The following is an 11,548-nucleotide window of genomic DNA, read 5'->3' as shown; positions in this document are numbered from 1 at the left end:
TTGCCCGTCAACATCCGCAAGTTCCTGCCGAAGTACCGATCTCTCGGAGCGCTCGCCGCGCAGGGGATGATGCCCGCCGATGTCGCCGAGCTGCTGCGGGTGGCTATGAACGACGGCAAGAGCGTGATCGTCTCCGGCGCCACGCACGCGGGGAAGACCACGATGCTCGGCGCGCTGCTGGCCTCGTGCGCCGACGTTCAACGCATCGTCACGGTGGAGGAGACGTTCGAACTGGCCGTGGAGGGGCCCGATCTCGTCGCGCTGCAGGGGCGACAGGCGAGCCTCGAGGGGACCGGGGAGATCACGTTGCGCAGGCTGGTGAAGGAGGCGTTGCGGATGCGACCGGACCGTCTCGTGATCGGCGAGGTCCGCGACGCGGAAGCTCTCGATCTGGTCCTCGCGCTCAACACCGGGGTGCCGGGCGCATGCACCGTGCATGCGAATTCTGCGGCCGAGGCCATCGAGAAGCTCACGATCCTTCCACTCTTGGCCGGGCGGAACATCGATCGTGAGTTCATCGCCCCTGCACTCGCCGCGTCTGTCGACCTGGTCGTGCACTGCGCCAGGGACCGTGCGGGGCACCGACACGTGGAGGAGATCATCGCGCCGACCGGCGGCCTCGCCGGAGGACGGCTGCAGACCAGGAGCGTCTATCGGGCAGGTGCGCCAACGAGCGACGGCATCGGCACCGGCCGCAGCGAGCCACGCCTGATCGGGATCGTGTCGTGACAGTCTTCGTCGGCGCCCTCCTCGCGGCCGGGGTGCTTCTGTGCCTGTCGCCCTGGATGTGGCCGCGATCGGACGCGGTCGAGGTGGCCACCCGGCGAGGGCGAATCGTCCGCCTGATCGAGGAGGCCGGCTTCGACCGGCTCTCCCGGCGCGCGCTCCTCGTCATCGTCACCGCGGCCGGACTGATAGCCGCATCGGTCGCCTGGCTCCTGACCGGGATCGCCGTACTCGCGCTGCTGGCGGGCGTCGCGGGAGCCGTCGCACCCATCGTGTTGTTGCGGGGGCGCCGAGCGCGGTTGCGACGGTTGCGGCGACAGCTCTGGCCGGACGTGTGCGATCTCCTGATCGCGGCGATCCGCGTGGGCCTGTCGCTCCCCGACGCAATGGCGAGCCTGGCGGAGTCCGCGCCGAAGACGCTGAGACCGGCATTCGTCGTGTTCGCGAGGGATCTGCGTGCGAGCGGCAGATTCGAGACCAGCCTCGACCGACTCAAATCCACGCTCGCCGACCCCGTCGGCGATCGCATCGCCGAGACACTGCGGATGGCGCGTCAGGTCGGTGGCACGGAACTGATCAATGTCCTGCGCGCGCTGTCGAGTTCGGTGCGGGCGGATGCCGCCCTGCGGGGCGAAGTCGAGGCTCGCCAGTCATGGATCCGGGGCGCGGCCGTCCTCGGCGCGATCGCCCCCTGGGTGATCATGGGGCTGCTCGTTCTCCGGCCTGAGGGAGCAGCAGCGTACGGCACTCCCGAAGGGATGCTCGTGATCTGCCTGGGAGCAGCGGTGTCGGTGGTCGCGTTTCACATCATGGTCCGCATCGGCAGGCTTCCTGAGCCGCGGCGGTGGTTCGGGTGAACGGGGTCTCGGCGCTCGCGATCGCGGTTCTGATCGGGTGCGGCTTCGCTGCGGGGATGCTGAGCATCCTCTCCGTGCTTCCGCGCTGGAGAGCGGCATCTCTCGTCGTGCGGATCGGGCCGTATGTGCGCGATGTCGTCGCTGACGACTACCTGCCCCGAGGTGTCCTCCCCGCGGTGGGATCACTTCCCACGAGCGGGCGGACGCTGTGGGAGCGTGCGCGGGGCGCTTTCGAGAGGCTGGTCGGCGGGGGAGAGGCTCTCCGCCAGCGCCTCGCGCAGGCGGGTGTGCGCACGAGCCCCGCATCGTTCCGTGGTCGGCAACTGGGCTGGGGCCTCGCCGGGATCGGTGTGGGCGCAGTCGTGCTGACCGTGCTCGCGCTGGCCGGACGGCTGACGGTGCCGACGAGTGTGATGCCGCTGCTCTGCGGGGCGGCTGCCGCCGCTGCGTACGACCTTCAGCTCTCTGTGAGGGCCAAGGCTCGCCGGGTGCGACTCACCGACGAGCTCCCGACGACTCTCGAGTTCCTGGCTCTGTGCCTCTCCGCAGGTGAGGGGTTCCTCGATTCTCTGCGTCGGGTGGCCGACGTGGGCTCCGGCGAACTCACTGCTGAACTGCGCCAGGTGGTGCTCGCGGTCGGCACGGGCTCGCCGCTGGCCGACGCACTGCACGAGATGGCGCGACGCCTCCAGCTTCCCGAACTGTCGCGCGTCGTCGACCAGGTGATCGCGGCGCTCGAGCATGGTGCGCCCCTCGCCGCGGTACTGCACGCTCAGGCGGGTGATGCGCGCGAAGACGCGAAACGTGTGCTGATCGAGCAGGCGGGACGCAAAGAGATCCTGATGCTTCTCCCGCTCGTCTTCCTGATCCTTCCGCTCTCGGTGCTCTTCGCCGTGTATCCAGGGCTGTTCATCCTCCGGCTCGGCATCGGCTGACCGCACGACGAAAGGACCACCATGACCGCACGAACGCAGGAGCGGCGGCGACGCCCCTGGCATGACGCCGCACCCCGGTTCCGCGCCTTCATTGACGACGAAACGGGTGATGTTCCCGGATGGGTGCTCGTCACGTTCGTGACTATGTCCTGATCCCACGGCGGGGAATCAGGACTCGTGTGGGACGATCTCGACCCGGGCACGCGGTCGCCCGGGCGTGACCTCGATTCGCGCGATGAGTGAGCGCAGGTACTCCCGGCGTTCCTCGACGGTGAGATCGATCCACCGCTCTAGAAGCACCGGCAGCACTCGCAGTGGCGCGGACTGCTGAACCTCGGTCGTTCGGAGCTCCTGCTCGAGCGCAACCGCCTGAGCTGCGTACCGGTCGCGCAGCGTCTCGTAAGCCGCCTGCGGCATCCCCATGCTGAGGCGCTGCTCGGCGAGAATCACCTGCCGATTTGCGAGATCCGCGAGTTGTCGTTTCAGGTCGGCAGTGGGGTCCGTGCCGACTCGGCGAGGGCGTCGCTCGATGCCGGCGCGAACCTCGGCGCGGACCCGCGCCTCGTGCTCCCGCAGCCAGTCGCGCACCGCGTCGTCGATCAGCGATTCAGCGACGTAGCCGCCGTCATGGGTGCCCTTCTCCTTGCCGTCCTTGCACCGGTACGACTGTGCGCGGTCTTGGCCGTGGGCGCCTCCGTGCATCTTCGACCCACAAGCGCACCAGACCATACCGGAATATGCGTAGGTCGAGCGCTCCGATCGGCGGTAGACGCGGCGGCGGCCGCGGGCCTCGAGGTAGGCGTCCCATTCGGCGTCGGTGATCAGTGGTTCATGGATGCCGCGCTTCTGTTCACCTTGATAGGTGATCATCCCCGCGGCGAACCCCGAGTCGAGCACGCGTCGCAGAGTGCGCTCTGACCAGAGGCCGTCCCCGGTGCCCCCGTAGCCACCGACGGGCCGCGTCGGGCCGCTGTTCAGCCATCGCACGAGGGCATAGACGCTCTCGCCGGAGATGTAGCGGCGGTAGGTCTCGGCGAGCACTGCGCCGGTGATTGGGTCCGGCGCGAAGCCGTCCGCGGGGGAGTAGGAGTAGCCGAATCGCGGCTTGCCGTTGATCGGCTTGCCCTCTCGGAATCGCCGGGCGTGCGCTTCGCGCCATGTGTCCCCGATGAGGTCTGCCTGGTAGGCGTTGAACTCGCCGACCATGCCGCGGGCGAGGCGGCCGTGCGAGGTGCGATCGTCGATCGGTTCCGTCGCAGAGAGCAGGCCGCCGCCAAGCGCGTCGACGCGGTCGAGCGCGACCGCCCACCGAAGGCGATGGCGTGCGGTGCGGGAGAACTTCCAGACAACGATGACTTCGAACTCGCCAGCCTCGAGCCGCTCGATCGACTGATCGAGTCGCGGCCACCACGCTGACCGAGCACGCGAGCCGGTCTCGTCGATGCCCTCGACCCAGTCGACTATGTCGATTCCGTTCGTGGCGGCGTACGACTCGATCGCATGTCGCTGCACCTCCGGCGAGGTCATGCCGTCGCGCTCGCGGGAGACGCGGATCATCCCGAGTCCTCGCCGCCGTGACGGTGCGGCAGCGAGCCGCCGGCGAGCGCTCGGCACTATGCCACCCCGATTCGGTGCGCCCACTGCCCGGCGCCCATCTTGGGCGCGACGTAGACGTCTTCGCCGATGCGGACGAGCACTCGGCGGAATGCTTCGACGAGGTCCGTCGTGACGTGGAGGGCAATCGCCATCGCCTCAAGGTGGCCCTCATGCCGCGCTTCCTCGACGCGGTAGTCGTGCGGGTCAATCAATCGCATCGCGGCCCATTCGTCCGCACGCCGTTCCTGCTTCGCGTTGAGTGGGCCGAACATCGACGGAGTGTCTCCGAACACCGCGTGACAGACCTCGTGCGCGAGGGTGCTCACGTAGCGCCGGAAGCGCAGGTCGTGCTGTATGCGGATCAGCCGCTCGTCGTGCAGATATTCGCCGTCGCGATCGTCCGGAAGGTCGCAGAACTCGACCCGCACGCCGATCGAATCGAGCCCGTCGTATAGCTCAAGAATCTTCGAGTCCATTCAGAACTCCCCCTCATCCCCTCCGGGATCGCGAGACTTCTTCTTCGCGACCGCCCGCTCATCCTGCACGGGAGTAGGGACATCGCGCGGACGCAACTGCGTGACGTTGGTCGGGGCGTCGCGCTCGCCGAGCTCCTCGATCATTCGGTCGTAGGCATGCTCGACGATCGTGCGGGGCTCAAGGTCCAGCACCTCGCAGACCTCGCAGACGACAGTGATCGGGATCTCCGTCTTGCCGTTCAGCCAGCGGTTGAGGTTCGCGTCGGCGCGACCGATTCTCTCCGCCACCGCCTTCGCTGTCAGCGACCGGGAGACGATCGCTCCCTTGAGCTCGAGGCCGACGTATCGACCGAACATTTCTCCGCGCTCTCGTGTGTTCACGTGTCCAAGTATGCCGCGAGTCAACCCAATTGTCTATATTGATAACTCGGTTAACTTGACGGTTGATCACGTGATGAGGATGATTGACCATATGATCAATTCAGTTGCCTCGGAAGTCGGTTCGGTTGTCGAGTCCGCCATCAAGACCGCGGGCCGCACGAAGGTCTCGGTTTCGGATGAGACCGGCATCCCCTACCCCACGCTGAACCGCAAGTGCGCGGGTAAGTCAGAGTTCTCCTTCACTGACCTGCTCCTCATCGCCGAGTGCCTCGACGTGTCGCCGTCGGTGTTCGTGCCGAGCCGGTTCGCGCGGATGGCGGTGGCGTCGTGACCGGCGCGCTGATGGGGTCTCGCGCCGAGCCGTCGGACGCCGCGTGGCGGCGATCCGGCGACATCGCTGCTCGCATCCTCGAGAACCTCGCTCAGCGCGACGCCCGCGCCGCTGCCCAGCGTAAGTCCTCGAGCGCCGGGCCGATGGTGAGCGCCGCATGAGCTACCGGTCTAGGGACCGGGTGCCCGTTGGGGTATCGGGTGAGGTGGGCCGGGGCACCGTGGGGACGGCTGCCCCGGCCGGTCGGCTGAGTCCGCTCGTCCGGGCGTCCGCCGTCGGCTATCTCATCCTCGGGGTGATTGTCGGGGCCGTCGCATTCTCGCTCGCCCCGTGGGGTCTGCTGCTCCTGGTCTTCGCGTTCGTAGCCGTGCTCGTCGCATTCTTCCTGCATCTGATGGCCGAGGGGCTCGCCACGATCGAGGAGGACGCATCGTGAGTGCGCTCGAGGTCTTCCAGTACGCCGACCGCGAGGTGCGCACGATCTCGATCGACGGCGAACTCTGGTTCGTGCTCGCCGACATCTGCGGCGTGCTCGGCATCGCGAACTCCGGCAACGTCGCCGCTCGCCTCGACGAGGCTGATATCCGTCAGACGGATATCAGGTCGGGTGGCCAGGCCCGGTCGGTCACGATCGTCTCCGAGTCCGGCATGTACGAGGTCGTCATCCGCTCGGACAAGCCCGAGGCTCGCCGCTTCCGCTGGTGGGTGACGCACGAGGTCGTGCCGTCGATCCGCCGCACCGGCGCCTACTCGGTCGAGACGCCCGAACAACTCATGGCGCGCGCTGTCGTCCAGGCGCAGGAGATCATCGCCCGGAAGGACGAGCAGATCGCCGTGCTCGCACCGCGCGCCGAGGCGTGGGACGAGATCGCCGACGCCGGGACCGACTACGCGGTGCGCGACGTCGCCCCGATGCTCTCCCGCGCCGGGATCGAGACCGGCCCGCAACGCCTGTTCGACACGCTCCACGAGCTCGGCTGGATCTACCGCGGCGAGAAGCAGCGGTGGACACCGTACGCACGCGCGGTCGACGCCGGGCTCCTCAAGGTGCGCGCGATGGCCCCGTACCGCGACCGCGACACCGGCGACCTCGTGCCCTCCGCCCCACAGGTGCGCATCACACCGAAGGGCGTCGAGCGCCTCCGCGTCCGGCTCGGCGCCGGCGCTCTCACTCACTGACCCCACACACGAAAGTGGGGCGCCCGTTGCACCGGACGCCCCACCAAAACGAAAGGCAAGCACATGCCTCAGACACAGGATACCGACGAGAACGTCGAACCGGTGGACGACTTCGCCCCGATGACCGCCGACATGCACCGCAGTGTCGCCGAGCGCACCGCGCCGGTGATCGACGGACCGATCGCGACCGATCACCGCAGCATCTGGCCGCTGTCGCCGGGACGCATGGCCGCCGTCGTCGCCGCGCTCATCACCGCCGCCATCTGCGGACCGGCCGCGGCTGACCCGACGACCGGAGTCAACGGCGCCGACCTCGGCGTCCTCCTCAGCCTCGCGACATTCGTCGCCGCATTCCTCATCCCGATCCCGAAGAAGGACGACCAGACATGACCCCGCAGATCACCGCCGCCCGCATCGTCGTCCCGGACGATGCACCCCGTACCGTCTGGATGCTCGAGCGCGGCGAGGGCGTCACCGCGTCCGACGCATGGAAGATCGCCCGCGCCGGCATCAAGGCTCGCCGCACGATCGTCGAGCAGAAGATGAACGGCTCGACCTTCCGCGGCAACAAGGCGACGAACGCGGGCCAGGCTCGCGAGGCCGCGCTGCTCGACGAAGCGGCCGAGCGCCTCGCCTCACTCGCCCCGAACGGTGCGCTCTGGGCGTCGGTCGAGAACGACCTGCACCGGGCGACTCCCGACGCGATCGGCATCGACCCGGACGGCGCGCTCGTCGTCGTCGAGGTGAAGTCGCACGAGTTCGGCTGGAAGTCCGACGCGATCCCGGTCGAGCACATGGCGCAGATGCAGTGGCAGATCCACGTGCTCGGCGCCGACTACGCGCTCTACGGCTTCGAAGTCCGCGACGAGGACGACATGCCACCCGTCGGCGGCGCGACGTGGATCCCGGTCCCGCGCGACGACGAGATGATCGCATGGCTCATCGAACGCGCCGACGACTTCATCACCTGGCGCGACGCCGGATGCCCCGACGTCGACGACCTGCCGGAGCACGTGACCGACGCGGTCGCCGAATGGGCGCCGCTCAAGCGCGACCTCGACGCCGCCACCGCTGCCGAGAAGGCCGCGAACGCGAAGGTCAAGGCCGCCGTCGCGAAGCTCCCCGGCGCGCTGCGCTTCGGAGCCGTCGGCATGACCGAGCACGGCGGTTTCCAGACCACCGTCTCCGAGACCGTGTCGATCGACGAGGCCGCGTGGAAGGGGGCCGCACCCGAGGTGCACGCACACGTCGAGGCGCTGCGCGTCGAACTCGCCGTGCTCGAAGCATCCGCCCTCAAGCACTTCCCCCGCGCCACCCGCAAGGCGCCGTCGCTGCGATTCCAGGAGGTCGAGAATGTCGACAACTGAGCTCATCGAGAAGAAGACGATCGGCGAGGTCGAGCACATCGTGCACGCCTCGGGGGAGTGGGACGGCACCGGGCCGGTCGAGTTCTCCGACGACGGCGTGACCTGGGTGCAGGCGTGGGCGCCGACCATCGAGAAGGCGCCCGACGGCTCGACCGTTCGTGTCGAGATCGCGCACCCCGAGTTCGCTCGCGTCGAGGTCTACCGCAAGGGTGTCCGCGTTCCAACGACCGTCACGATCCGCTGGTCCGAGCAATACCCCGCCGCCTCCGAGGAATGGTCGGGGAAGTGGGACCGCTCGCCGATGCGGCACCTCGGCCGCACCGTGCGCATGGTCGCCTTCCGCCAGACGTTCCGCGACCTCCTCGGCGACATCCGCATCGAGGAAGAGGTCGACGAGCGCGACCTGCCTGCCGGGTCACCGACGCCTGAGCCCGACGCGCCGGTCGAGCGCGACTGGGATGCGGAGATCGCCGCGGCCGAGACGGTCGACCAGATCGACCAGGTCGAGACGGACGCTCGCGCGGCGCGCGCGTTCACCCCGGACACCGCCGGCACCGCCCGTCACCGCGCGATGCGCGCCCGCCGCAAGGCGATCGTCGAATCCGCGTGGGCGCTCGATCACACGAGCACTCCGGCCACCGAGCCCGAACCCGAGCAGGAATCCGTGCCCGAGCGGCCCGTACCGCGCGACTACCTGCCGCCGCAGAACCGCGCCGACCGTCGCGCCGCGCGCCGCAAGAAGGGACGCCGCTGATGTACACCAACCCCAACACCGGCGAGGTCATGACGACCGAGGCCGCGACATTCGCGATCAAGGCCGGCGCGCAGCTGCTCGACTACCAGCCCACGAACCCGACCGAGATGGAGTACTTCATCCGCGAGTCCGTCGGCGTGATGGAGACGATGCCCGACGCGATGCTCGAGATCAACGAGCGTCGCTACGCCGCCGAGCGTGCCTACATCGCGAAGAAGCAGACCCAACTCGCCCACTACGGCCGCAACAATGTCGCTGCGACCTTCGCCCGCGCGATGGCCGACGTCGACGCGCAGGCCGAACTCGAGGCCTGGCACAACGTCAAGGCCGAGTACCACTACGCCGAGGGCACCGAGCGTGCGCTGCGCACGAAGGTGAACTCGATGCTCAACATCAACCGCGCGATCGCGGCGCAGTTCGGAGCGCACCGATGACCGCGGCGACGAGTTCCTTCCGCGTCGGACCTGTCCCGCCACGCACGATCGCTTCCCGCCAATCGCTCACCACGAAGCCTCTGTCCCACTCCGTCAGGGATTCCAGATGTCCTCGGACTTCTTCCATGTCGACCTGGCCCTGGTCCCAGTCGCTCAGGAGTGCCAGTGCTGCTCTCGCTGCAAACGAGAGGCGGTGTCTTCCGCGGTTCGCATCACGCAGAACGATAGCGACGGCAAGCGCGAGAACTGGATACTCCTTCTTGGGGAAGACGGACTCGGCGACGTTCGCCATGGCGACGAAGTCGTTCAGTCGGCGGTTCCGCTCTGACCGAGAGGCGCGATCAGGAGCGATCGAGTCCACGAGGGTCAGCGACCGCATCAGATTCGCCAGCGCCACATCGCGGCGCTCTCTCCGTGCAGCCCGCCGCTCAGCGCCTGCGATCAGAGCAGCGATGACTGCACTGATGACAATCGCCGCAACCGGGACCACGACGGAGCCGACGACATCCAGAGGCTGTTCGACGACGACGGTGATGGAATCCCTGACCATGGCCCGCACTCTATCGGGGGTGACACGAGGACATTGCCCGTCGAGCGCGGGCAGCTGGCTCCCCGAACGCCAACTTCCGAGGCGAGCATCGGTGAACGATCAGACTGCCGCCGCCTTTTCGCGGATTTCGGCCGCGGTCGCGCGTCCGTCGAACCACGCATCGATTTCTGCGAGCATCGCGGACTCAAGCTCTCCGAGGCCGTCGAGCGTCGACGTTCCCCAGTGTCTCGCCCGGATCGCGAACCACTCGTGCAAGTCCGTGCGATCTTCCCGCCCGCACAGTCGGATAATGCGTGCGGCTTTCGCTGTCGCGACCGTCACCCTGTGGGGTACGACGTTGCGCTTTTCGCGTGGCACTGTTGCCGCTGATGTGAGTGGGCCGATCGCGTCGTACACGGCTTCGATCACGGCCTCGCGCCTACGTTCGAGTTCAGCGGCTTCGCGGGCTGCCCGCTCGTCATTGAGCTCGGCACGGCGCGCTCGCAGTTGCACTATCGTCACCGCGATTGTTCCGCCGATGCCGAGTACAGCAAGGACGAGCGGCAGCCAGAAGTCGGAGAGTGTGTCCACGATCCGCACTCTAGCGGGGGCGACCCGATGAGCGCGCCGACCACGGAGACGCGCAACGCGGTCTACCAACGTGACGAGCGCCGCTGCGCCGCCTGCGGCGTCATGGTGCTCACGTTCCAACACCGGCGTGCGGTCGGTATGGGCGGCTCGAAGAATGTGCCGTCACCGGTCGATGGCCTGTCGCTCTGCGCGTTCTGCAACGCCGCATGTGAGGGCGCCCTGCAGGCGCAGGCGCTCCGCTTCGGGTGGAAGGTGCGCCGCTGGGTGACGCACCCCGAACGCGTTCCCGTCTTCTACCCGCTCGAGATGGCCTGGTATCGGTTCGAGGGCGTGATCCGCATCCGGATCTCACGGGCCGTCGCGATGGAGATGGGCTGCAGCGTCTACGGCGCCGAGTGGTTGCTCTGGCATGAGGAGATCTCATGAGCGGGCAGATCGTCGCACTCGACCACTTCGCGGGCACGGGGTGGGGCGTTGCGCTCCACTCGCTCGGCATCCGTGAGTACGGCGCCGAGAACATGCCCGAGGCCATCCGCACCCGCACACGCGCCGGATTCCGCACCGTGTATCGAGACGTGTGGTCGGGTCTGTTCGCCTCGTGGCTCGTGCCCGCGCATCGCCTCTACATCGCATCGCCGCCGTGCCAGAGCTTCAGCGTGGCCGGCCTCGGCGCCGGGCGGAAGGCGCTCGATCAGGTGCTCGGCCTCGTCGCCGACGGGGCATGGAAGGACGCGGAGCGGCTCTACGCTGCCGGGGCGCTCCTCGGCGACGAGCGAACGCCGCTCGTGCTCACGCAGCACCCGCGTGTGACCTACGCGAAGTTCGAGCGGCAGTGGCAGCGCGAACGCGAGGCCGAGCTCCTCGGGGACGTCGCATGAGCGCCGTGCTCGCCGCGGCGCCCGCGGACGTCGAGGAGAAGGACTGGGCGGCGAACCGCAAGGTCACGCTCGAGCGTCTCCGCATCGTCGACATGATCCACGAGGGCAAGCCGGCATGCCGCCTCTGCGGCCAGACCGTGAACCACCCCGACAAGTTCGGCCTCTGCTCGAAGACATCCGATGCGCACCAGGAGTGGCGCGGCATCACGCCGAAGCGGAAGGCGGGGAAGCGATGAGCACTATGCCGACCTACGCGATGACCTACGTCGTGTACTGGCCGACCGAACGCGTCCTGAAGGTAGGACGCGCATGGAAGTGGCACCGGGTGGAGATGATGATCCGCTCCGGCGCACAGGTGGTCGTCTGCGCCCGCGGCACGGACGCGACGTGGGAGGCCGAGGCGCTCCGTGCCCTGCGGCGCTGGTTCCCGCAGGCGTTCCGCCGCGAGACCGACGCGCTCGCCCTGCTCCCGCTCGGGCGCGGCTGGACCGAGTGCTTCGCCGTCGACGAGCAC

19 protein-coding genes are annotated in these 11,548 nt (G+C 68.3%); 14 read left to right on the top strand and 5 right to left on the bottom strand.

The features are described 5' to 3' along the window. From MicroSTF_RS14270 to MicroSTF_RS14260, 3 genes are read left to right on the top strand one after another with little or no spacing between them, the layout of a single operon-like run. Positions 1 to 729, top strand: a complete 729-nt coding sequence (locus MicroSTF_RS14270) for a CpaF/VirB11 family protein (protein WP_322956591.1) — start codon at positions 1 to 3, stop codon at positions 727 to 729. Continuing rightward, positions 726 to 1,583 (top strand): type II secretion system F family protein, encoded by an 858-nt coding sequence (locus MicroSTF_RS14265; RefSeq protein WP_322956590.1) that lies wholly within the window; start codon positions 726 to 728, stop codon positions 1,581 to 1,583. The genes MicroSTF_RS14270 and MicroSTF_RS14265 overlap by 4 nt, the downstream gene beginning before the upstream one ends. Further along, positions 1,571 to 2,518 (top strand): type II secretion system F family protein, encoded by a 948-nt coding sequence (locus tag MicroSTF_RS14260; RefSeq protein ID WP_231494495.1) that lies wholly within the window; start codon positions 1,571 to 1,573, stop codon positions 2,516 to 2,518. Before MicroSTF_RS14265 ends, MicroSTF_RS14260 begins: the two co-directional genes overlap by 13 nt. Before the next feature lie 168 nt (positions 2,519 to 2,686). On the opposite strand, the gene MicroSTF_RS14255 is transcribed toward MicroSTF_RS14260, so the two are convergent. Genes MicroSTF_RS14255 through MicroSTF_RS14245 form a run of 3 tightly spaced genes read right to left on the bottom strand, consistent with a single transcriptional unit; the run spans position 2,687 to position 4,971 of the window. Continuing rightward, a complete protein-coding gene (locus MicroSTF_RS14255) occupies positions 2,687 to 4,075 on the bottom strand; it encodes a recombinase family protein (RefSeq protein WP_322956587.1) in 1,389 nt (462 codons plus the stop codon). A gap of 56 nt (positions 4,076 to 4,131) precedes the next feature. Next, entirely contained in the window at positions 4,132 to 4,590 is a 459-nt protein-coding gene (locus MicroSTF_RS14250; RefSeq protein WP_322956585.1) for an ImmA/IrrE family metallo-endopeptidase, read from the bottom strand. Beyond that, positions 4,591 to 4,971 carry a helix-turn-helix transcriptional regulator gene (locus MicroSTF_RS14245; RefSeq protein ID WP_322956583.1) on the bottom strand — a complete coding sequence of 127 codons (381 nt, stop codon included), beginning with the start codon at positions 4,969 to 4,971 and terminating at the stop codon, positions 4,591 to 4,593. It lies immediately after the preceding gene. Between the two features lie 10 nt (positions 4,972 to 4,981). On the opposite strand from MicroSTF_RS14245, the gene MicroSTF_RS14240 reads away from it, so the two are divergent. The 8 genes from MicroSTF_RS14240 (at position 4,982) to MicroSTF_RS14205 (ending at position 9,036) form a co-directional block, all read left to right on the top strand. Then, a complete protein-coding gene (locus MicroSTF_RS14240) occupies positions 4,982 to 5,302 on the top strand; it encodes a helix-turn-helix transcriptional regulator (protein ID WP_322956581.1) in 321 nt (106 codons plus the stop codon). Then, a complete protein-coding gene (locus tag MicroSTF_RS14235; protein WP_322956579.1) occupies positions 5,299 to 5,463 on the top strand; it encodes a hypothetical protein in 165 nt (54 codons plus the stop codon). Before MicroSTF_RS14240 ends, MicroSTF_RS14235 begins: the two co-directional genes overlap by 4 nt. Continuing rightward, positions 5,460 to 5,738 (top strand): hypothetical protein, encoded by a 279-nt coding sequence (locus tag MicroSTF_RS14230; RefSeq protein WP_322956577.1) that lies wholly within the window; start codon positions 5,460 to 5,462, stop codon positions 5,736 to 5,738. The genes MicroSTF_RS14235 and MicroSTF_RS14230 overlap by 4 nt, the downstream gene beginning before the upstream one ends. Then, the gene (locus MicroSTF_RS14225; protein ID WP_322956575.1) at positions 5,735 to 6,481 is read left to right on the top strand and encodes a phage antirepressor KilAC domain-containing protein; all 747 of its coding nucleotides are present in this window, start codon (positions 5,735 to 5,737) and stop codon (positions 6,479 to 6,481) included. The genes MicroSTF_RS14230 and MicroSTF_RS14225 overlap by 4 nt, the downstream gene beginning before the upstream one ends. 63 nt (positions 6,482 to 6,544) lie before the next feature. Beyond that, on the top strand, positions 6,545 to 6,871 hold the full coding sequence (locus tag MicroSTF_RS14220) for a hypothetical protein (protein WP_322956573.1): 327 nt from the start codon (positions 6,545 to 6,547) through the stop codon (positions 6,869 to 6,871). After that, entirely contained in the window at positions 6,868 to 7,848 is a 981-nt protein-coding gene (locus MicroSTF_RS14215; protein ID WP_322956571.1) for a hypothetical protein, read from the top strand. The genes MicroSTF_RS14220 and MicroSTF_RS14215 overlap by 4 nt, the downstream gene beginning before the upstream one ends. Next, on the top strand, positions 7,835 to 8,602 hold the full coding sequence (locus tag MicroSTF_RS14210; protein WP_322956569.1) for a hypothetical protein: 768 nt from the start codon (positions 7,835 to 7,837) through the stop codon (positions 8,600 to 8,602). The genes MicroSTF_RS14215 and MicroSTF_RS14210 overlap by 14 nt, the downstream gene beginning before the upstream one ends. After that, complete coding sequence (locus MicroSTF_RS14205) at positions 8,602 to 9,036, top strand: hypothetical protein (RefSeq protein WP_322956567.1); 435 nt, start codon at positions 8,602 to 8,604, stop codon at positions 9,034 to 9,036. The genes MicroSTF_RS14210 and MicroSTF_RS14205 overlap by 1 nt, the downstream gene beginning before the upstream one ends. Here the strand turns inward: MicroSTF_RS14205 and MicroSTF_RS14200 are convergent. Together MicroSTF_RS14200 and MicroSTF_RS14195 are read right to left on the bottom strand one after the other, a co-directional pair. Then, entirely contained in the window at positions 8,996 to 9,586 is a 591-nt protein-coding gene (locus MicroSTF_RS14200) for a hypothetical protein (protein ID WP_322956565.1), read from the bottom strand. The genes MicroSTF_RS14205 and MicroSTF_RS14200 overlap by 41 nt on opposite strands. 99 nt (positions 9,587 to 9,685) lie before the next feature. Beyond that, positions 9,686 to 10,156, bottom strand: coding sequence for a hypothetical protein (locus MicroSTF_RS14195; protein ID WP_322956563.1), 471 nt, complete (start codon positions 10,154 to 10,156; stop codon positions 9,686 to 9,688). A 27-nt stretch (positions 10,157 to 10,183) separates the two neighbouring features. On the opposite strand from MicroSTF_RS14195, the gene MicroSTF_RS14190 reads away from it, so the two are divergent. Genes MicroSTF_RS14190 through MicroSTF_RS14180 form a run of 3 tightly spaced genes read left to right on the top strand, consistent with a single transcriptional unit; the run spans position 10,184 to position 11,270 of the window. Further along, positions 10,184 to 10,582 carry a hypothetical protein gene (locus MicroSTF_RS14190; RefSeq protein ID WP_322956561.1) on the top strand — a complete coding sequence of 133 codons (399 nt, stop codon included), beginning with the start codon at positions 10,184 to 10,186 and terminating at the stop codon, positions 10,580 to 10,582. Continuing rightward, positions 10,579 to 11,034 carry a hypothetical protein gene (locus MicroSTF_RS14185; RefSeq protein WP_322956559.1) on the top strand — a complete coding sequence of 152 codons (456 nt, stop codon included), beginning with the start codon at positions 10,579 to 10,581 and terminating at the stop codon, positions 11,032 to 11,034. Before MicroSTF_RS14190 ends, MicroSTF_RS14185 begins: the two co-directional genes overlap by 4 nt. Beyond that, positions 11,031 to 11,270, top strand: coding sequence for a hypothetical protein (locus tag MicroSTF_RS14180; protein WP_322956557.1), 240 nt, complete (start codon positions 11,031 to 11,033; stop codon positions 11,268 to 11,270). The genes MicroSTF_RS14185 and MicroSTF_RS14180 overlap by 4 nt, the downstream gene beginning before the upstream one ends. Positions 11,271 to 11,548 lie beyond the last annotated feature (278 nt).

Source organism: Microbacterium sp. STF-2 (assembly GCF_034650155.1).
Taxonomy (GTDB): domain Bacteria; phylum Actinomycetota; class Actinomycetes; order Actinomycetales; family Microbacteriaceae; genus Microbacterium; species Microbacterium maritypicum_A.
The sequence above is the reverse complement of the archived record's forward strand: the minus strand, read 5'-3'. Positions and strand labels throughout refer to the sequence as shown.